Annotated in this window: 18 protein-coding genes; 14 read left to right on the top strand and 4 right to left on the bottom strand. The window is 70.7% G+C overall.

All coding sequences use genetic code 11. The features are described from left to right. Positions 1-210: 210 nt before the first annotated feature. The 5 genes from VHU88_00295 to VHU88_00275 all read left to right on the top strand — a co-directional run bounded on the left by VHU88_00295 (position 211) and on the right by VHU88_00275 (position 5,102). Entirely contained in the window at positions 211-1,752 is a 1,542-nt protein-coding gene (locus tag VHU88_00295; protein HEX3610100.1) for an AMP-binding protein, read from the top strand. Between the two features lie 11 nt (positions 1,753-1,763). Continuing rightward, positions 1,764-2,966 (top strand): thiolase family protein, encoded by a 1,203-nt coding sequence (locus VHU88_00290; GenBank protein ID HEX3610099.1) that lies wholly within the window; start codon positions 1,764-1,766, stop codon positions 2,964-2,966. Between the two features lie 41 nt (positions 2,967-3,007). Then, positions 3,008-3,790, top strand: coding sequence for a nitroreductase family protein (locus VHU88_00285; GenBank protein HEX3610098.1), 783 nt, complete (start codon positions 3,008-3,010; stop codon positions 3,788-3,790). Further along, positions 3,787-4,143, top strand: a complete 357-nt coding sequence (locus tag VHU88_00280) for a hypothetical protein (GenBank protein HEX3610097.1) — start codon at positions 3,787-3,789, stop codon at positions 4,141-4,143. Before VHU88_00285 ends, VHU88_00280 begins: the two co-directional genes overlap by 4 nt. A 71-nt stretch (positions 4,144-4,214) precedes the next feature. After that, entirely contained in the window at positions 4,215-5,102 is an 888-nt protein-coding gene (locus VHU88_00275; protein ID HEX3610096.1) for an aldo/keto reductase, read from the top strand. Between the two features lie 26 nt (positions 5,103-5,128). On the opposite strand, the gene VHU88_00270 is transcribed toward VHU88_00275, so the two are convergent. The 4 genes from VHU88_00270 to VHU88_00255 are packed head-to-tail and all read right to left on the bottom strand — an operon-like array spanning position 5,129 to position 10,110. Continuing rightward, positions 5,129-5,950: a DUF2470 domain-containing protein gene (locus tag VHU88_00270; GenBank protein HEX3610095.1), complete on the bottom strand. Its 822-nt coding sequence runs from the start codon at positions 5,948-5,950 to the stop codon at positions 5,129-5,131. Between the two features lie 9 nt (positions 5,951-5,959). Next, positions 5,960-7,480, bottom strand: a complete 1,521-nt coding sequence (locus VHU88_00265) for an ABC transporter substrate-binding protein (GenBank protein HEX3610094.1) — start codon at positions 7,478-7,480, stop codon at positions 5,960-5,962. A 28-nt stretch (positions 7,481-7,508) separates the two neighbouring features. Next, a complete protein-coding gene (locus VHU88_00260) occupies positions 7,509-8,516 on the bottom strand; it encodes a hypothetical protein (protein HEX3610093.1) in 1,008 nt (335 codons plus the stop codon). Between the two features lie 19 nt (positions 8,517-8,535). After that, positions 8,536-10,110, bottom strand: a complete 1,575-nt coding sequence (locus VHU88_00255; protein HEX3610092.1) for a PEP-utilizing enzyme — start codon at positions 10,108-10,110, stop codon at positions 8,536-8,538. A gap of 75 nt (positions 10,111-10,185) precedes the next feature. Here VHU88_00255 and VHU88_00250 point away from each other — a divergent pair, with 75 nt between their 5' ends. The 9 genes from VHU88_00250 (at position 10,186) to VHU88_00210 (ending at position 19,821) form a co-directional block, all read left to right on the top strand. Next, positions 10,186-10,812 carry a helix-turn-helix domain-containing protein gene (locus VHU88_00250; protein ID HEX3610091.1) on the top strand — a complete coding sequence of 209 codons (627 nt, stop codon included), beginning with the start codon at positions 10,186-10,188 and terminating at the stop codon, positions 10,810-10,812. Between the two features lie 72 nt (positions 10,813-10,884). After that, positions 10,885-12,012, top strand: coding sequence for an acyl-CoA dehydrogenase family protein (locus tag VHU88_00245; GenBank protein HEX3610090.1), 1,128 nt, complete (start codon positions 10,885-10,887; stop codon positions 12,010-12,012). A gap of 2 nt (positions 12,013-12,014) precedes the next feature. Further along, the gene (locus VHU88_00240) at positions 12,015-13,520 is read left to right on the top strand and encodes an acyl-CoA carboxylase subunit beta (protein HEX3610089.1); all 1,506 of its coding nucleotides are present in this window, start codon (positions 12,015-12,017) and stop codon (positions 13,518-13,520) included. A gap of 18 nt (positions 13,521-13,538) precedes the next feature. After that, complete coding sequence (locus VHU88_00235; GenBank protein HEX3610088.1) at positions 13,539-15,458, top strand: AMP-binding protein; 1,920 nt, start codon at positions 13,539-13,541, stop codon at positions 15,456-15,458. After that, complete coding sequence (locus VHU88_00230; protein ID HEX3610087.1) at positions 15,458-15,913, top strand: MaoC family dehydratase; 456 nt, start codon at positions 15,458-15,460, stop codon at positions 15,911-15,913. The genes VHU88_00235 and VHU88_00230 overlap by 1 nt, the downstream gene beginning before the upstream one ends. Then, on the top strand, positions 15,910-16,758 hold the full coding sequence (locus VHU88_00225) for a CoA ester lyase (GenBank protein HEX3610086.1): 849 nt from the start codon (positions 15,910-15,912) through the stop codon (positions 16,756-16,758). Before VHU88_00230 ends, VHU88_00225 begins: the two co-directional genes overlap by 4 nt. Further along, the gene (locus tag VHU88_00220) at positions 16,755-17,687 is read left to right on the top strand and encodes an LLM class flavin-dependent oxidoreductase (protein HEX3610085.1); all 933 of its coding nucleotides are present in this window, start codon (positions 16,755-16,757) and stop codon (positions 17,685-17,687) included. Before VHU88_00225 ends, VHU88_00220 begins: the two co-directional genes overlap by 4 nt. After that, positions 17,684-19,411: a biotin carboxylase N-terminal domain-containing protein gene (locus tag VHU88_00215; GenBank protein HEX3610084.1), complete on the top strand. Its 1,728-nt coding sequence runs from the start codon at positions 17,684-17,686 to the stop codon at positions 19,409-19,411. Before VHU88_00220 ends, VHU88_00215 begins: the two co-directional genes overlap by 4 nt. Beyond that, complete coding sequence (locus VHU88_00210) at positions 19,408-19,821, top strand: thioesterase family protein (GenBank protein HEX3610083.1); 414 nt, start codon at positions 19,408-19,410, stop codon at positions 19,819-19,821. The genes VHU88_00215 and VHU88_00210 overlap by 4 nt, the downstream gene beginning before the upstream one ends. Positions 19,822-19,893 lie beyond the last annotated feature (72 nt).

The raw sequence follows: 19,893 nt of genomic DNA, 5'->3' as shown, positions 1-19,893 counted from the left end.
GTCGGCTCCGGACCACGGCGTTGACCTGCGGCGATGCGTGACCTGGCGGCGGGCAGGGCGCTCAGGCTGGCTCCGCCCGGCCCCGTAGCGGGAGATGTGCGATTGGCATACCGTGCCAACTCAGGCGTCGGTTCATGTCAGTCCCTCACAGAGCCGGCCGACGGTTGGGCGTGCCAGGGTCGATCTCACCGGGACGCGGAGGCGGAGATCATGACGCGAGCTCAGGGTCGGATCGAGGCCCTCATGCGGGAGCGGGTCGCGGCCCATCCGGACGCTGTCTGGCTGAAGTGGCTGGACGAGCGGGTCACCTGGCGGGAGGCGTTGAGCAACTGCCTGCGCGCCGCGAACGGTCTTCTCGAGCTCGGCGTCCGACCCGGCGACCGGGTGGCGCTGATGATGGCCAACCGGCCGGAGTTCATCTGGACGCACCTGGGCATCCAGTTCATCGGTGGCTACTCGGTACCGGTGAACATCTCCCAGCGCGGCGTCACTCTCGAGCACATCCTCGCCGACTCCGACGCGACCACGATCGTCTTCCAGAACGACCTGCGCGACGTGGTCCTCTCCGCCCGCAATCGCGTGCCTGCGCTGAAGCATCTGGTGGTCGCGGACGGCATGGTCGGCGACGGGGTCGACGCGACGCTCGACCGGCTGCTGTCCGCCGCGGACAGCGAGCCCTCGATCGACCTGGCGGAGACGACCGGCGGGGTGGGCATGCTCTACACCTCCGGCACCACCGGACCGCCCAAGGGCGTGGTCGCCACCGGTTACGACCTGACGCCGTTGTTCGCCGTGCTCGCGGCGGCCGAGATCCAGGCCGGCGAGACCGTGTACACCGGCCTGCCGCTGTTCCACGCGAATGCACTGCTGGTGTCGATGCTCGGGTCGATGTTCGTCGATGCCCAGCTGGCGCTGGCGCCGAAGTTCAGCGCCTCCCGGTTCTTCGACGACGCCCGGCGCCACGAGGCCGTCTCCTTCACCACCCTCGGCGGCATGATCTCGATCCTCATGAAGCAGCCACCTCGGCCGGACGACCGGGACCACAACGTGCGGGTCGCCCTGTCCGCGGGCTGCCCGCCGGATCTGTGGGAGCCGTTCCAGGAGCGCTTCGGGGTGCGCCTGATCGAGTGGTTCGGCATGGTCGACTCGCCCGGCATCCTGTTGAACAACGATGGGGTCGTCGGCTCGATGGGACTTTCGGGCGTCGCCGGGGTCGAGTTCCGCGTCGTCGACGACGAGGACAACACACTGCCCGCCGATGAGATCGGGGAGCTCGTCTTCCGGCACCCTGCAGGAAGACTGACGCACTATCACAAACTCCCGGAGGCGACCGAGCACGCCTACCGCGGCGGCTGGTTCCACTCCGGCGACCTGGCAGTCGTCGACGCGGGCGGCTACTTCCACTACAAGGGCCGCAAGAAGGAGTCGATGCGTCGACTCGGGGAGAACGTCTCCGCCTGGGAGATCGAGACGGTCCTGAACGCCCACCCGCAGGTCGTCGACAGCGCCGCGCACCCGGTCCCGTCGGAGCTGGGCGAGGACGAGATCAAGGCCTGCGTGATCGCCCGCCCCGGATCGGGGATCACCCCGGCGCAGTTGCACGAGTACTGCCGCGACCGGATGGCCCGCTACGCGGTCCCCAGGTACGTGGAATTCCTCGACTCGTTGCCCAAGACCGCGACCGAACGGAATCAGTACGCGGTGCTGCGCGCCCGCGGCCTGACCCCGAACACCTGGGACTCCCAGGCCTGAAAGGAGAAGCCGTGCACGAGGTGTACATCGCCGGGACCGGGATGACCGCGTTCGGGAAGTTCCCCCAGGCGACCGCACGCAGCCTGACCACCGAAGCCGTGACCGCCGCGTTGGCCGACGCCGGGATGGCCGCGGCGGACGTGCAGATGGCCTTCTTCGCCAACGCTGCCGGAGGTCTGATCACCGGTCAGGAGATGATCCGCGGCCAGGTCGCGTTGCGGCACACCGGGTTGCTCGGGGTGCCGATCGTCAACGTGGAGAACGCCTGCGCCTCGGCGTCGACCGCGTTCCATCTCGCTTGCAACGCCGTTGCCGCGGGGCAGGTCGACGTGGCGCTGGCAGTCGGCGCCGAGCGGATGGCGATCCCCGACAAGCAACGCGCCTTCGATGCCATCGGCACCGCGCTGGATCTGGACCAACGCGAGGAGTTGCTGGCCACCTTCGGCGGCGACGGGCCCGCGGGCGACCGGTCGCTCTTCATGGACGTCTACGCCGCGCTGACGCGCTCGTACATGCAGCGCAGTGGGGCCACCGCGGCGGATTTCGCTGCTGTCGCGGTGAAGAGCCACGACAGCGCGAGCCACAATCCCAAGGCGCAGTACCGGACCCCGACCACGGTCGAGGAGGTGCTGAGCTCTCGCGTCATCTCCGACCCGTTGACCCTGCTGATGTGCAGCCCGATCGGCGACGGCGCGGCCGCGGTCGTGGTGACCCGACGCGAGCGGGTCACCGGCAGTGCCCGGGTCCGGGTCGCCGCCTCGGTCCTGCGCTCGGGTCGCGATCGGGAACCAGGCGAACCGACGTCGTTCGAACTGGCCGTCCGGCAGGCCTACGAGACCGCCGGACTCGGCCCGACCGATCTCGACGTCATCGAGGTCCACGACGCCGCCGCTCCCGCGGAACTGATGGCCTACGAGGAACTCGGGCTGTGTCCGGCCGGGGACGGCCCAAAGTTGTTGCACTCGGGGCATACCCGCCTCGGCGGCCGCCAGGTCGTCAACCCGAGCGGTGGGCTGCTCTCCCGGGGCCACCCGATCGGCGCGACCGGCTGCGCACAGATCGTGGAACTGGCCGACCAGCTACGTCGGCGGTGCGGCGCCCGCCAGGTCGAGTCGGCGCGCGTGGGCCTGGCCGAGAACGCCGGTGGATTCCTCGGCACCGACAACGCGGCGCTGGCGATCACGATCCTGTCCACCCAGTCCGGCAATCCCTGACCGCATCGACGCACCTGCCCACTCCCGACAGGAGAGCCCTCGTGGAATTCAAGAAGGTCATCGGCGACCGACGCACCATCCGCTTCTTCGACCCGAACCGTCCGGTCGAGCCGGAGAAGATCCAGATCATGCTCGAGGCGGCCAACCTCTCCTCGCGGGCGGTCAACGCGGACTTCGCCAAGGCGATCGTCTGCCTTCGCGACGAACTGCCCCCGGACATCGTCGAGTCGCTCAAGACCCCGACCACGACGACCCAGTTCGACCTCGCCCCGGTCTACATCTTCTGGTACGGCGACACCAAGTTCGCCGACGGTGCCCAGCAGCGGCTGAAGGAACTCGTCGACCTCGGCGCGCTGCCGGTCACCCACGGCTGGTCGCACACCTACGTCGACGAGGTGGCCTACGCCCAGGTCATCGCCCCGATGTCACAGATCGAGATGGCCAACATGTGGGCCATCTCCGTGGAGACCGGTCTGGCCATCAACCAGGCGATCCTGGCCGGCGTCGACGAGGGCCTCGGGGTCGGCCTGCACGCCTTCAACACCGAGGTCGCCAAGAAGGCGCTCAATGTCCCGGACACCTGGGCCCCGATGTGGGTGTTGTTCGTCGGCTACCCCGCCGAGGACCGACTCGGCGGTGGCGCACGTCCGCGGCGCCCGCTGTCGAACAGCTACTACCGCGGCTCCTACGGCAATCCGTGGGAGGACGTCCCCGGCGTCAAGGAGAAGCTGCGCGAGGCGGGGATGCTCCAGGACGGCATGGACGCCGACAAGCGGCACGCCGAGGTCCGAGCCCTGGCCGACAGATTCGGGCTCCCCACGTGAGTGCACCGGACGACCTGCGCTCGGCCAGGACCGTCAAGCACTGGATCGCCAGCGCGAAGCTGGAGTCCGAGCCGGCCGAGCAGGTGGACAAGCGGTTGAGCATCCTGCGCGAGTTCCTCGCCCACACCGGCCGCGATGCCGACGGCTTGGTCGAATACTGCTTCCTGCGCAAGAAGGACACCGGTGAGCGGTTCTCCAGCGTCAAGCGCCGGGGGGAGGTCGACGACTGGATCGAGGAGTTCGTCGAGCACAACGGCTGGACCGGCAAGGACGCTGTCGTCAACGGCAACATCGTCCGCAGCTTCATGATCCACAACGGCGCGGTCATCCAGGGCCGCGCCTGGCGAGGCTGAGCCTCCCGGGGAATCAAACCTCGACCACGGGTATTGGGATCGATGAGGACTTCGACGCCCGAGGAGCAAGCATGACCACGTCCACCACGTCCACCACGTCCACCACCTCCGCCCGCGCCGCCGGGGAGTTCCGCATCGGCGGCACTCTGCCTGTCGTCCGCCTGGGCTACGGCGCCATGCAGATCACCGGCCCCGGCGTGTGGGGCGATCCGGCCGACCCGGCCGAAGCGATGCGCGTCCTGCGTCGTGCGGTCGAACTGGGCGTGAACTTCATCGACACTGCCGACTCCTACGGGCCGGTCGTGTCCGAGGAGTTGATCCGCAAGGCGCTGCACCCGTACCCGGAGGACCTGGTGATCGCGACCAAGGCCGGGTTGACGCGGCACGGGCCGAGCATCTGGAAGCCTGTCGGGCGCCCGGAGTACCTGCGTCAGCAGTGCGAGATGAGCCTGCGTCACCTCGGCCTGGAGCAGATCCCCCTCTACCAACTGCACCGCATCGATCCGCAGGTTCCCGTCGCCGAGTCCGTGGGCGAGCTGAAGGCGCTGCAGCAGGAGGGCAAGATCGGCCACATCGGGCTGTCGGAGATCTCGGTCGACGACCTGCTCGAGGCGCAGCGGACGGCGACCATCGCGACCGTGCAGAACCTCTACAACCTGTCCGACCGAAGTGCCGAGGCGTTGCTGGACCACTGTGGGAGCCACGACATCGGCTTCATCCCGTGGTTCCCGCTGGCCACCGGCGAACTGAGCAAGCCGGGCGGCCCGCTGGCCGAGATCGCGCACCAGCACGGTTCGTCGCCGTCGCAGCTGGCATTGGCCTGGTTGCTGCACCGCTCGCCGGTCATGCTGCCGATCCCGGGCACCTCCAGCGTCGAGCACGTCGAGGAGAACATCGCGGCCGCGCAGATCGAACTGAGCCCGGCGGAGTTCGACGCACTGGCCGCAGCAACTTCCTGAGCGCACTTGGTTGGCCCCGCCCGGCGTCAGGCCTCGAGCCGGGTCCGGGCCTCGCGCAGCAGCGCGATGGTCTGTTGTCGCACCGCGTCGGTGTTGTCGGCGCGTTCGAGGAAGCCGACGCGGACGGATTGCTTGTCAGCACCGACGGTGGCGAGCACGTCCATGCCGTAGCGGTCGACGCCGGTCAGTTCGGCGCCGGACGGCTCCAGTCCGCCGAAGACCCGGCAGTAGTCGAGCAGTGCGTCGGCGTGGTCGTCGTTCATGTGCCGGACGACCCCGTCCGCGACGGCAGTGAGCGGATCGGGTTCGGCGGTCCGATAGTCCTCGGCGCTGACCCAGCTCATCCGGCCGAATCCGCCGACGTATCGGACGTCGGTGACTTCGAGGCGATACACGGCGAAGTCGTGGAACGTGGCGTAGAACGCTGTGGGGTGCGCGGCGAGGTACTGGTCGAGGCAGTCCTGGCGCTCGTCTTCCCCGACCTTGTGCGTCTGCCCGATCAGCGTGACCCGGCCGAGGGCGAGCAGGTTCTCACCGCCCTCGTGCTCGGTGATCAGCAGTGAGGCGCGCGGGTCGGCGGCCATGTTGCGGGAGTGCTCGGCCAGGCCGGACAGGCACAGCAGCGGCCGACCCCGGTCGTCGACGGCATAGCCGACCAAGGACCCGAACGGGTAGCCCGGGACCTCGGTGCTCAAGGTGGCCAGCGATCCGAATGCCTTGCCTGCCACCAAGGTGCGCGAGCGTTCGGCATCGCTCGGCAGGCCGTGCAGGTTCGCGGTGGCGCGCATCGTCGCCGCGCTGGCCGTCTGCTGATCGGGCGGGACACCGTGGCCGCCGTAGCTGGTCATGCGCTCAGCCTAGGGGTGCGCCAACTTCCGGTCCGGACCGAAGCACACGGGTCGGCTGCCGTCGACGGCGGCGAAACCCTTCTCGTCCAGGCGCAGGCCGTAGTAGCAGTCGACAGCCTTGGCCGGGGAACCCTTGGTGAAGGTGGCGCCCGGGCTCAGCCCCTGGAGCTTCTCGTTCGTCAACTGCCACAGCCCGTCGAGGACCATCGCGGTGGTGATGGTCCCGGCGCGGGCCTGGGCCGCGACTTTTGCCACCGCGGCCTCGAGGAGCTTGCCGGCGGCCCAGCCGAGCAACGTCTGCTGGTCCTCGGGGGCGGACGGGGCGTAGCGCGCCGTGGCCGCGTGAAAGGCCTGAATTCCCGCGGTGTCGGTGGTGGTGTAGGGCACCAGGCCGCTGCCCAGAAAAGTCCGGTTGCGACGCAACCCGGGATCGACGGAGGCGGCCGCGGACAACCCGATCGCACCCATCGAGATGGCCGGGAAGTAGTTCAGTGACGCGCAGGACCGAACAGCACGCACGCTGGCCGAGCCGTCCAGCCCGAGGAAGAGCGTGGTGACCCCGGCTTCCTTCATCTTCTGGCACTCGAACGTGTAGTCCGACTGGATCAGCGAGACCGCCTGGATCGGGCCGGGTTCGGCGCCGGCCCGTTCGACGCTCTTCGGGTAGTTGTTCTTCAGCCCGGTACAGATCGACGCCTCGACGCAGTACAGGAGACCGGCCTTGCGGGTGCCCGGTGTCTGCTTGGTCGCCTCGATCACGCCGCCGTCGTAAGAGGTGAGCGGAGCACCGCCGGTCGGGAACAGGTAGGGGCTCTGGACCCAGTCCTCGGCGGTGATGTCGCCGCCGACCACGGGCACCTTGTCGCGCTCGGCCGCGGTCCGCAGGGCGGCGATGGCGATCGGCGCCCCCGCGCCGACGACCGCGACCGCACCGCGGTCGTGGACGATCGAGTTCCAGTTCGCGCTGACCCGAGCCGGGTCCGAGGCGTCGTCGAGTTGGATCAGCCGCACCGGATGGCACGCCAACCCGCCGCGGGCGTTGATGTCCTTGGTCCACACCGCCAAACCGCCGCGCAGGCCGCCGATGGCCGCGCCCACCAGTCCTGATGAGGCCAGTGTCTGCCCGAGCACCACCGGGGCGAGTTGCTGCGGGCACGACGCGTCGACCGCGATTGCCGCAGGCTGCTGCGCGGCACTTGCGGTGCCTGCGGTCACCGCCTTGGTGCCGGCGACCGCGCCCGGCCGGGCGCCGGATCGCGCCGCGGGCGTCGGCACGCCGGGAACCGCGACAGTGCGGGCCGCGACGCCGGCGCCGGCCGGGGCGGCCACCACGGCCGGCGAGCCGCTGGGCGCAGCCGCTGCCGCGCCCTGGGTCTCCGCCTGCGCGGCCCCGGGTTCGTACCCGTTGCCGGCCGCGACGACGGCGGCGTGGTCGATGCGGCTACCGCCGCAACCGGTCAACAGCGCCAGCACCAGACCGAGGGCCGCCAACCTTCGGCGGGCGATCGCGTCGCCGAGCACCGCAGGCATCGCCACCTCCGTCGGTAGAGCCGCACCCTCAGCGGGTGCTCAGGTCCTCGATACGTCGGCTGCGCTCGCAGAGGCCGTAGCCCACCTCGCCGTCCCACCGGCAGCGCACGATCGCGTCGTTGAGGATCTTGACTCCGGGATCGGCGCGGTCGGCCCCGTACAGCGGCTCGTTCGGCTCGGCCAGCGTCATGGTCTTTGCGGTGAGCACCTCGAACTCGACCTCGACCGCGCGGCCGCCGTCGTCGAGGCGGACGAGGCCACGCCGTGGCTCGGCCACCGCGCTCTCCAGCGTCGGCATGTCGACGGGGGTGGCCTCGCGCAGTTTGCCGTCCTCACAGATGAATGCGCTGTCCAGCGCGACCCGGTCGTCGTTGCTCCACATCCGCAGGGCCACGAACACGCGCCCGCTGGGGAACTCGGCGTGCACCCAGGAACCCCGACGGAAGTGCGCGAAGTCGCGCGGCCCGTAGCTGTGGTCGCGGATGCCTGCCCCGGCGACCGCCCAGGACCGATCCCCGCAGCGCACCTGGCCCACCACCAGGCCGGGTTGCTCGTAATGCGTCAGCGCCCACGACTGGCCGGACATCGTCGCCGCGCCGAGGTCCCAGATCGGGGTCAGGGCCTCGAACTCGTACCGGAACGACAACGGGATCACCGGCCCGTCGGTGTGCAGTCCGCCGGCGAGTTGCTCGAGCGAGGTGCGGCGCACCAGCGCCTCCCCCGAGACGGTCCAGTCGGTCAGCGGCCGGTCGCAGCGAAACGCCAGCGTCCCGTTCGACGGACCACTGCGCCCGGCCGGCTCCGGACCCGGGCCGTAGGCCTTGCCGACCAGGACCTCGCCGCCGGGCAGGAACGCGGTGACCAAGGAACGCCAGATCGTGGGGTCGTGCGGCATCCGGCCCAGGTGGGTCCACAGGCCCACCTGCTGGGCCGGGTCGTAGAACTGGAAGAAGTAGTTCTCGCTCCACAGTTCGACGCCGTCGGCAATCGCGTGGGTGTAGTCCTCGTTCGGGTCGACCTCGTACGGGTTCTCCACGGCTGCTCCTTCGCGGTCATCAGATTCGGGTGACGGTCCCGGCGCCGCCGTCCAGCCGCACTCGGTCGCCGGTCCGCAGCAGTCGGCTGCCGTCCCGGGTGTTGATGACGCAGGGGACGCCCAGTTCGCGGGCGACGATCGCGCCGTGGGACAGCGGACCGCCCACGTCGATTGCCAGGCCGGCGGCGACGACGAAGCCCAGCGACCAACTCGGATCGGTGAGCGGGCAGACCAAAATCTCTCCCGGCTCCAGCTCGTCGAGCGCCTCGGCGCGCTCGATCACGCGCGCCGGTCCTTCGACCACGCCGGGGCTGACGGCGAAGCCGGACAACTCGACCGGGCCGGCTGACGGATCGTCAGATGTCGGCAGTGGCTCGGGCCGGCCGGTCCAGGCGTCCGGCAGGCGCTGTGTCCGGTACTCCTCGAACCGAGCCCGCCGCTCCTGCACCAACTCGATCGCGTCGACCGGCAGCGGGCCGGTCAGTTCCGCCATCGTCAGGAAGAAGACGTCCTCGGGATCCTTGAGAAGTCCGTCGGCGTGCAGGCTCGCACCGAGGCTGCGCGCGGCCAGGCGGCCCCCGTCCACCGCCCGGAGGAACGACGAGCGTCCGGTTTCCCGCAGCGGCACGAAATGCCGAACCAGGCGCAGCAGCAGGTGCGCACCGGGCCGGCGCACAGCCGGAAGGGCGGCGAGCAGAATGCGCTGCGCTTGCGCGGCCTCCGCGGCGCGGCGACGTTCGACCGCGGCCGGGGCGGCCTGTGCGGGCATGGTCCGGAACCGTTCCGCCATGGCACGCAGCGGCGTGTCGTCCTCCCGCCACGGATGCGCGGACAGCTCACCCTCGTCCGGCCCGTGATAGCCGTGGTCGGCGACGAATGTCGCGAGCTCGCCCTGCCCGTGCGCGATCTGCCACAGCTGATCCAGCCACGCCGTCTCGTGGATCGACTGGCCGGTCACCAGGCGCAGCTCCAAACCCGGATGTCCCGCTGCCGTGGCCACCTGGGCGAGCGCACTGAACAGCGCCGGCGCGAGCATGGTGCCGATCGTGTGCGGGACCATCACGCGGGTGTACAGCTCGGCGGCCTGCCGCAGCACCGCACGGGCCCCGGCCGGGTCGCCCGACGGCCGCGCCACGACCTGCCGCCACCACGCGTCCGCCTCGCCCTGCAGCGCCAGCAGCCGACGGTTCACGCTGCGTGCGGCCCGCGGCGTCCGGACCGCCACCACCGGGTAACGCCGGCGCATCGGCGCCGAGGTGACGCCGGGCCGCACGGTGCCGAAGAACTCGCGCTCGAGGGCATCCCCCGACTGCCCCGGGCTGCGGTCGGCCATCGCCCGGAACTGGTCGAGGTTGATCGCCGCCCGGCCGTGGAAGACGCCGATGAAGCGCTGGTCCGGATCGCGCGGCCAGCCGATCTCGGCACGGCGCAGCACCCCCAGCTCGGCGAACGCGGTGCGGACGCTGACCTCGGAGGCGCGCGCGTAGAACGTCCACGTCAACGGGGTGATCACCCCGGGCAGCGCCTCGGCGGCGTTGACCCGGGTCCAGAACGTGTCCGGTCCGCCCAGCGTGTCGAGAGGGTCGCTCGCCATGGCCTGCACGTTACACATTGTTCGTAGAATGTGTAAGAGGCTGAACGGCTCGCCTTCCCGGTAGGCTCGGTCGGGATGACGACCGTCGAACTCGCCGCCGAGCGCGGCCGCATCTTCAAGGCCGCCGTGGCGTGCTTCGCCCGGTACGGGCTGCGGCGGACCACGATGGACGACGTGGCGCAGGCGGCCGGGGTCTCCCGCAAGACCGTCTACAACTACTTCACCAACAAGACCGTGCTCATCGCCGAGGTGATCTTCGACGAGGCCCGCCGGGTGAACACCAGGGCCCGGCGCGGCCTGGACCTGGACCTGCCCTCGGCAGAGCTGCTGGTCGAGGCCGAACTGGCGTTGCTGGCCTCGGCCCGCAAGTCCGGTCACATCAAGATTCTGCTCAACCCGGCCGACTTCGGTGCTGCCGCCGCGGTGATCGACAACTCCGAACGCGTCGCGCAGGTGCAGCACGAGTTCTGGGACCCGGTTCTCGACCGCATCGAGGAACGCGGCGAACTCCCGGCCGGCACCGACCGTGCCGAGCTGGTCGCCTGGCTGACCTTCGTACATGTCGGTCTGTGCGCCCGACCGGAGGCCGCGGACCGCAAACACGTGCACCGACTGCTCGCCCGCTACGTCGCGACCGGTGTGCTCCACGCCGACGCCTGGTCGGGCTCGACCCGGCCGAACCTCGGAGTTAGTCCAGGTTAAACTGCCCGCCTCGACGCGTTCGGCACGACCGGGACGCGACCCCGACGGAAGCGGGCCCGCATGAGTTGGGAATTGAGCGAGGAACACGTCGCATTCCGCAAGACCTGTCGGGCATTCACCGACCGGGAGATCCGCCCGTTGGTCGACGAGGCGGAGATCAGCGGCACGTTCCCCGCCGACCTGTGGAAGCGCCTGGGCGCCGCCGGCCTGCTCGGGTTGTGCACGCCCGCCGAGCACGGTGGCACCGAGGGCGATTCGCTGGCGGTGGCGGTGCTCTCCGAGGAGCTGGCCCGGGCCTCCGGCGGCATCGCGGTGACGGCATTGGTCAGCGCCTACATGGCCGGCCCGCACCTGGTCCGCAACGGCTCGGCGGCCCAGCAGCAGCGGTGGCTCGCCCCGATCTGCGCGGGTGAGGCGGTCTCGGCGATCGCGGTCACCGAGCCCGACACCGGCTCCGACGTCGCCGGCCTGACCACTACCGCGCGGCGCACCGCCGCGGGCTGGGTGCTCAACGGCCGCAAGATGTTCATCACTAACGCCGGCCTGGCCGACGTGACCATCGTCGCCGCGCGGACCGGGACCGGACGGCACGACGGGGTGACGCTGTTCCTCGTCGAGAAGGGCACGCCGGGCCTGTCCTTCGGCTCGCCGCTGCGCAAGATGGGCTGGCACTCCTCGGACACCCGCGAGGTGCTGCTCGACGATCTGGCCCTCCCGGCCGACGCCGTGCTCGGCACCGAGGGCCGCGGGTTCCAACAGATCATGGAGGGCTTCCAGCTCGAGCGGATCTCGTTGGGTGCGATGGGGCTGGGCCACGCCGCGGAGTGCCTGGACCTGGCAAAGGCCTACACCGCACAGCGGGAGGCCTTCGGCGCCCCGCTGACCCAGCTTCAGACCATCCGGCACAAGCTGGCGATGATGGAGATCGAGCTGGAGTCTGCCCGGTTGCTGGTCTGGCAGTCGGCGGCCCGGCTGGACGCCAACCACCCGGAGGCGTTGAAGACGGTCGCCCAGGCCAAGTTCCTGGCGGCGATCGCGGCCAATCGCATCGTGGACGACGCCGTCCAGTTGTTCGGCGGTGCGGGCTTCGTGGAGGAGACCGCGGTGGCGCGGCACTATCGCGACGCGCGGATCCTGCGCATCGGCGGCGGCACCGACGAGATCCAGCTGGAGATCCTGACCAAGGACCTGGCGCGTTGACCGTGGCCGACCAGCTGGCAGACGCGACGGCGCGGGCCCGGGCCGGCGGCGACCCGGCGCGCTGGCCGACGAAACTGCCGGTGCGCGAACGCATCGCCTTGCTCGTCGATCCCGGCTCGTTCACCGAGGACGGCCTGTTGGCCGCCGCGACCGACGAGGCCCTGCCGGCCGACGGGGTGATCACCGGCATCGGCCGCATCGACGGACGCCGCGTCGCAGTGCTGGCCAGCGACTACGCGGTGAAGGCGGGCTCCTGGGGCCGGCTGACCTGCGAGAAGCAGATCCGCCTGCTGGAACGGGTCGACCGCGACCCCATGCCGGTCATGTACCTGGTCGACTCCGCGGGTGGCCGATTGACAGACCAGATGGGCTTCTTCCCGGGCCGCCGGGGCGCCTCGGCCATCTTCCATCTGCAGGTGCGGCTGTCCGGTCGGGTGCCGCAGCTCTGCGTGCTGCACGGTCCCTCGGCCGCCGGCGGCGCGTACCTGCCCGCGTTCTGCGACTGGGTCGGGATGGTCGAGGGCAACGGCTCGATGTACTTGGCCAGCCCGCGGGTCGCGGAGAAGGTCACCGGCGAGATCACCACGTTGGAGGAGATGGGCGGCGCGATCATGCACGCCTCGGTCTCCGGCTGCGCCGACGAGGTGTTCGGCTCGGACTGGGAGGCGATCGCGGCGGCGCGACTGCTCTTGTCCTACCTGCCCGACGACTTCGACCGCGCCCCGGCCGCGGCGCCCGGCCGACCGCCCGAGCGGGTGCTGACCGACGCGATGGTGCCGGCCGACCCCAACAGCTCCTACGACGTGCGCGACGTCGTCGAGACGATCGTCGACGCCGGGTCGTTCTTCGAGATAAAGGCCCGGTGGGCGCAGGAGATCGTGGTCGGGTTGGCCCGGCTCGACGGTGGGGTGGTGGGCCTGGTGGCCAACCAGCCCGCGGTGCGCAGCGGGGCCATCTTCGTCGACTCCGCCGACAAGGCCGCGCGGTTCATCACGATGTGCGACGCCTACAACATCCCGCTGCTGTTCCTGCACGACGTGCCGGGATTCATGGTCGGGGTGGCGGTCGAACGAGCCGGGATCATCCGGCACGGCGCGAAGATGATCGCCGCGATGTCCTCGGCCGAAGTACCGAAGTTCAGCATCGTGCTGCGCAAGTCCTACGCGGCGGGGAACTACGCGATGTGCGCGCCGGGCTTCGAGCCGCGAGCCACCCTGGCCCTGCCCACCGCGACGATCGGCCCGATGGGCCCGGAGGCGTCGGTCAACGCGGTCTATGCCAACAAGATCGCCGCGATCGACGACCCGGCCGAACGTGCCGAGTTCATCGCGGCCCGCACCGCCGAACAACGCGCCGACATCAACCTGCTGCGCATGGGCAGCGAACTGGTGCTCGACGCCGTCGTGGCCCCCGGCGACCTACGCGCCGAACTGATCACCCGCCTGGCCGATGCCGCCGGCTGGAGTCGCTCGCCAGGACGCCGGCACCGGATCAACTCCCCGGTCTGACACCAGAAGGAGCCGATGATGTCCGACGCCCACCTGCCGGGAGGTCCCCTGCTGCCGTTGCGTCCGGACTGGGTGCGCGCCGACCGGGTCGCGCAACTCGCGAAGGTGCGCGCGTGGGACGACCCGGACCGGTACTGGGAGTGGGTCGCCGCGCAGCAACGGTGGATGACGCCCTACCGGGAAGTCCGCACCGGCAGGATCGACGACTTCCGTTACTTCGAGGGCGGGCGGATCAACGTCGCCGACAACTGCGTCGACCGGTGGGCGCAGGACCCGGCCACCGCCGACCGGGCCGCGATCATCTGGGAGGGCGAACCGGGCGACACCCGCACGGTCACCTATCGGCAACTGCGCGACGAGGTCTCGGAGTTGGCCGCCGGACTGGTCGACCTCGGAGTCGGGCAGGGCGACGTCGTCGGCCTGTACCTGACCAACCTGGTCGAGGCCTTCACCGCCATCCACGCCTGCAACCGGATCGGCGCGATCTACACGGTGCTGTTCGCGGGCTTCGGCGCCGACGCCGTGGTCTCCCGGCTGCAGACCGCGCGGGCCAAGGTCGTGATCGTCGCCGACGCGGTGTACCGCCGCGGTCGCGCGGTCCCGCTGCTGGAGAACCTGCGCGCGGCGCGCCCGCGCATCCCGACGTTGACGACGACCGTCGTGGTGGACCGCACCGGGCAAGCCGTCCCGTTGGAGCCCGGCGAGGTCGCCTACGCCGACGTCGTTGCGGCCGGGCGGGGCGGCGTCGCGCCGCTGCCCATGGACCCGAACGACCCGGCGTTCCTGATCTTCACCTCGGGCACCGAGTCCCGGCCCAAGGGCGTGGTCCACTCGACCGGCGGCTTCCTGCTGGGGACCTGGGCGAACGCGCACTGGCAGGTGGGTTGGGAACCGGGCGACGTCTACTGGGTGGCCGCCGACGTCGGCTGGCTGACCTTCCCCATCCAGGGCGTGATCGGCGGACTGGCCTGCGGCATGACGATCTGCTGCTTCGAAGGTGCGTTGGACACCCCGAGCCCCAGCCGGTTCTACGAGATCTGCGAGCGGCACAAGGTCACCAAGGTGCTCGGCGCCCCGACGCTGTTCCGCATGCTCCGCAAGTCCGGCGACGACTTGGCCGCCGCGCATCCGCTGAACCTGAAGCTGATCACCATGCAGGGCGAGCCGCTCGACGGGGACACCTTCGAGTGGACCACGCGGACCTTCGACGTTCCGGTCGTCAACGCCTACGGACAGACCGAGACCGGATCGACCTGGGCCTACCCGGTGTACGGGGTCGAGCCGCTCAAGGCCGGATCGCTGGCGACCGCGGTGCCCGGCCACGCCTTCGAGATCCTCGACGACAACGGCACTCCGGTCCCGCCCGGCACCAAGGGGAACCTGGTGCTGACCACGCCGTTCCCGACCATGTGCCGCACGGTCTGGGACGACCCGGCGCGCTACCGACAGGCCTACTTCTCCCGCTTTCCGGGCCGTTATGCCACCAACGACGAGGCGGTGCTCGACGAGGACGGCCACCTCTGGGTGCTCGGCCGGGTCGATGACGTCATCAACGTCGCCGCGCACCGGATCTCCACGATGGAGATCGAGGCCGTTGTCACAGCGCATCCCTCGGTGGTCGAGGCCGCGGTGGTCGGGGTGCCCGACCCGACCAAGGGCACCGTGCCGATCGCATTCGTCACGCTGGCCGCCGGAGTCGAACCGGAGAAGGCGCGCGAACAGATCGGCGAGCACATCGTCGCCGAGATGGGCGCCTACGCGCGGCCGGCGGCGATCCACATCACCCCGGTGCTGCCGAAAACCCGGACCGGCAAGACGATGCGCCGCCTGTTGCGCGACCTGATCGTGCACGGCAAGCCGACGGGCGACACCTCCGCGATGGAGGACCCGGGGGTCCTGGAAGTGGTGGCCGGGGTCGTCGCCGGGGAGCACAGCTGATGGCTGGTCAGTACTTCGAGGATCTGACGGTCGGTCAGGTCGTCGAGCACGCCACCCGGCGCACCGTCACCGAGACCGACAACGTGTTGTTCACGACCATGACGATGAACCCGGCGCCGCTGCACCTGGACCACGAGTACGCGGCCGGGACGGAGTTCGGGCAGCCGTTGGTCAACTCGATGTTCACTCTGGCCCTCGTCGTCGGGCTCTCGGTGCCCGAGCTGACCCTCGGCACGATCGTCGCGCAACTGGGGATGAGCGACATCGTGTTCCCGGCCCCGGTGTTCCACGGCGACACGATCCGGGTCTCCAGCGAGGTCGTGTCGATGCGCGAGTCGAAGTCCCGGCCCGATGCCGGTGTCGTGGTCTTCGAGCATCGGGCTACCAACCAGCGCGGCGAAGTGGTCTGCAGTGCTCGCCGCACGGGTCTGATCCACCGGCGGAGCGCGGTTTGACGAGCAACCCACCCCGGCAGTGGCGCAGCGTCCTGTTCGTGCCGGGTAATCGGCCCGAGATGATCGCGAAGTCCGCGCGCAGCCTTCCCGACGTCGTGATCGTCGACCTCGAGGATGCGGTCGCGGCGCCGGAGAAGAACGCCGCGCGGTTGCAGGTGCTCGAAACGTTGCCCGCCGGTCGCCCGGAGGTGTCGACCGTGCTGGCCCGGGTCAACCCGACCGGCTCGCAGTGGCATACCGCCGACCTGGCCGCGAGTCTGCGGCTGATCGAGGCCGGGGCGTTGGACGGGGTGGTCCTGCCCAGGTACGAGCACACCGAGGAGTTGGCTGCGCTGCGCGCCGAACTGCCTGCTGACGCGGTGGTGCTGGTCGGGTTGGAGACCGCGCTGGGGGTCGCGGACGCCCGGCCGCTGCTGGCCGCCGGGCCGGACGCGGTCTACTTCGGAGCCGAGGACTTCGCCGCCGACGTCGGTGGGCGACGCAGCCCGGGCGGCCAGGAGGTGTTGTTCGCGCGTAGTCAGGTCCTGTTGGCGGCCGCGCTGAGTGGCCTGGCAGCGGTGGACCAGGCGGTGGTCGCAGTCCGCGACCTGACGGCTTTCCGGGTCGACGCGGCGGCCGGGCGCGATCTCGGCTATGTGGGGAAGGTCTGCCTGCACCCGGACCAGGTCGTCGTGGCCCGCGAGGTCTTCACCCCATCGGCGGCGGAGGTCGAGCACGCCCGAGCGGTGCTGGCCGCGGGCGCCGCCGGCGTGGCCGTGGTCGACGGTGCGATGGTCGACGGCGTCCACGTCCGGATGGCACAGCGGGTGCTGGCGCGGGCAGGCTTCGGGGAGGACGGGTCATGAGGGTTGGACTGGCCGTGCCGTTGGGTCTGCCCTTCGACCGCATCCCGGCACTGGCCCGCCGGGCCGAGGAGTTGGACTACGACCTGTTCGCCTCCGGCGAGCACGTCTTCTTCCACGGGGCGGTCCCGAACGCGATGGTCGCCCTGGCCGCCGCAGGTGGAGCTACCGAACGCATCCGACTGCTCTCGGCGTTGACCCTCGTGCCGACCTACCCGGCCGCGTTGCTGGCCAAGATGGCCGCCACGCTCGACGCGGTCACCGGCGGCCGCTTCGAGTTGGGGGTCGGCGTCGGCGGGGAGTACCCGTCGGAATTGCGCGCCTGCGGCGTGGATCCGCGGCATCGCGGTGCTTACACCGACGAGACGTTGGAGGTGCTCGCCAAGCTGTTCACCGGAGAGCGTGTGACCCACGAAGGCCGCTTCGTCACCATCGAGAACGACCGACTGGACCCGCCGCCCGTGCAACGTCCCGGTCCGCCGCTGTGGGTCGGTGGCCGCAAGCCGGCCGCGGTGCGGCGGGCCGGACGGTTCGCCGATGTCTGGATGCCGTACCTGATGGAGCCCCGACAGGTCGCGGCGAGCCTGGCCGAGGTGAGCGAGGCCGCGCAGGCCGCCGGCCGCAAGCCCGATGCGGTCGCCGGCGCGTACTTCGCCTGGACCCACGTCGACCCCGACGACGCCAGGGCGAGGCGCGACGGCATCGCCACGCTGAGCCGGCTCTACCAGCAGGACATGACCCCGGTGGCCGATCGCTACCTGGTGCTCGGTTCGCCGGAACGGGTCATGCAACGGCTCGGCGAGTACGCCGCGGCAGGCGTGCGGACCGTCTTGATCGCGCCGGCCTGCCCGGACGGGGCGGCGGAGTCGCTCGTCGAACTGGTGGCTGAAACCGTGCTGCCGGCTCTGCACAGCGAGGAGTTCGCCCGGTGACCGTGCTGACCACCGATCCGGTCGAGCCGCTGGGTTCGGTCCTGATCGCCAACCGGGGCGAGATCGCCGTGCGGATCCTGCGTGCCGCGAACGACGCCGGTCTGCGTGGCATCGCCGTGCACACCGTGGTGGACGCCGGTGCCCTGCACGTCCGCCGCGCTGACGAGGCCCACGAGGTCGGCGACTACCTGGACATCGAAGCACTGGTGACTGCCGCGGTGCGCAGCGGCGCGCAGTCCGTGCACCCCGGTTACGGATTCCTGGCCGAGAACGCGGACTTCGCCGCCGCGGTGCTCGCGGCAGGCCTGACCTGGATCGGTCCCCCGCCCGCGGTGATCCGGAACCTCGGCGACAAGGTGACGGCGCGTCAGATCGCCGCCGCAGCAGGGGTTCCGATGGCGCCGGGGACCACTACGCCGGTGAGCGACGTGGCCGAGGTGGCGGCCTTCGCCGCTGCCCACGGGCTGCCGCTGCTGATCAAGGCGGCGTTCGGCGGGGGCGGTCGGGGCCTGCGGGTGGTGCGCGAACTCGCCGAGATCCCGGAGGCCTTCGCCGCCGCGGGCCGGGAGGCCACCGCCGCTTTCGGGCGCGGTGAGTGTTTCGTGGAGCGGTTCCTGGACGGGGCTCGGCACGTGGAGGCGCAGGTCCTGGCCGACGACGCCGGTCGGGTCGTGGTCGTGGGCCTGCGGGACTGCTCGGTGCAGCGCCGGAACCAGAAGCTGATCGAGGAGGCCCCGCCGCCGACGCTGCCTGCCGGGGTCCCGGAGCGGTTGAGTGCGGCGGCCCGGGCATTGTGTCGATCGGCGGGCTATCGCAACGCCGGGACGGTGGAGTTCCTGGTCGGGGCCGACGGCTCGGTCGCGTTCCTGGAGGTCAATACCCGGCTGCAGGTGGAGCACCCGGTCACCGAGGCGAGCACCGGGGTGGACCTGGTCGCCGAGCAGTTCCGGCTGGCCGCCGGGGCCGCGTTGGTCAGCGAGGCTGACGTACCCGCGACCTGTCATGCGGTCGAGTTCCGGCTGCCGGCCGAGGATCCGGCCGCGAACTTCGTCCCGTCACCGGGCACGCTCACCGCCTTCGCCGTCCCGCTGGGCCCGGGGGTGCGCTGCGATGCCGGGGTCGAACCCGGCGATGCAGTCGAGGCCCGTTACGACTCGATGTTCGCCAAGTTGATCGTCTCGGGACCCGACCGTGCCACCACGCTGCGGCGCGCGCATCGTGTGCTCGGGGAGACCGTCGTGACCGGGGTCCCGACGCCGATCGAGCTGTACCGCAGCATCGTCCAGCACCCGGACTTCGCCGGGGAGCCGTTCCGGGTGCACACCCGATGGGTCGAATCCGACCTGGCGGTCCCGGGGGCGGCGCCGGACCCCACGACGGTCTCGGTCCGGGTCGGCCGGCGATTGATGCCGGTGGCCCTGCCGGGGCTGGCCGAGGTCGGCGCGCGGGCCGAGCAGATCCGCGCCGACTCCGCCGACCTGCGGGCCGGCGGCGCGGCAAGCGCGGACGGCCCGACGGTGATCGCGCCGATGCGCGGCACGATTGTGGCGGTCGCGGTCAAGGACGGCGACGTCGTGGCGATCGGCGACCTGATTGCCGTTTGCGAGGCGATGAAGATGGAGAACCCCGTCCGCACGCGCCGAGCCGGGGTGGTCGCCGGACTCACGGTTGCCGTCGGCGATCCGGTCGATCAGGGCAGCGTGCTGTGCGAGATCCGCCCGTGAAGGATTCGCTGCGCCCCGGGCTGACCCATACACTCACCTACGTCGTGCCCGAGTCGAACACCGTCCCGATGCTGTTCCCCGAGGCGACAGTGCTCGCCTCGCTGCCCAAGGTGTTCGCCACCGCCTACATGGTCGGACTGTTCGAGTGGGCGTGCACCGAGCTCGTGGCCCCACATCTCGACGAGGACGAGCGGACCCTCGGCGTACACGTCGACTTCAGCCACACCGCCGCAACGCCACCGGGTCTCACCGTGACGGTGAACGCGCTGCTCACGAAGGTCGAGCGTCGCAAACTCGAGTTCGAGGTGTCCGGCCACGACGGTGTGGACGAGATCGGTGGCGGGGTGCATCGACGAGTGGTGATCCGCTTCAGCCAGTTCGAGGAACGGGTGGCCGGCAAACGTCGGTGAGGCGAATTCAATGCCGTGCGCTGCACTACCCGGCGTGTTCCGGGAACGAACGCCGCACTCGCGCCGTTGCTC

This window comes from Sporichthyaceae bacterium (assembly GCA_036269075.1).
GTDB lineage: Bacteria > Actinomycetota > Actinomycetes > Sporichthyales > Sporichthyaceae > DASQPJ01.
This window is presented reverse-complemented; position numbering and strand designations above follow the sequence as displayed.

Coding starts and splice junctions, on each gene's coding strand:
- VHU88_00255 (HEX3610092.1), bottom strand. CDS start 10,110: ATGGCGAGCGACCCTCTCGACACGCTGGGCGGACCGGACACGTTCTGG.
- VHU88_00265 (HEX3610094.1), bottom strand. CDS start 7,480: ATGCCTGCGGTGCTCGGCGACGCGATCGCCCGCCGAAGGTTGGCGGCC.
- VHU88_00270 (HEX3610095.1), bottom strand. CDS start 5,950: ATGACCAGCTACGGCGGCCACGGTGTCCCGCCCGATCAGCAGACGGCC.
- VHU88_00220 (HEX3610085.1), top strand. CDS start 16,755: ATGAGGGTTGGACTGGCCGTGCCGTTGGGTCTGCCCTTCGACCGCATC.
- VHU88_00295 (HEX3610100.1), top strand. CDS start 211: ATGACGCGAGCTCAGGGTCGGATCGAGGCCCTCATGCGGGAGCGGGTC.
- VHU88_00275 (HEX3610096.1), top strand. CDS start 4,215: ATGACCACGTCCACCACGTCCACCACGTCCACCACCTCCGCCCGCGCC.
- VHU88_00250 (HEX3610091.1), top strand. CDS start 10,186: ATGACGACCGTCGAACTCGCCGCCGAGCGCGGCCGCATCTTCAAGGCC.
- VHU88_00230 (HEX3610087.1), top strand. CDS start 15,458: ATGGCTGGTCAGTACTTCGAGGATCTGACGGTCGGTCAGGTCGTCGAG.
- VHU88_00235 (HEX3610088.1), top strand. CDS start 13,539: ATGTCCGACGCCCACCTGCCGGGAGGTCCCCTGCTGCCGTTGCGTCCG.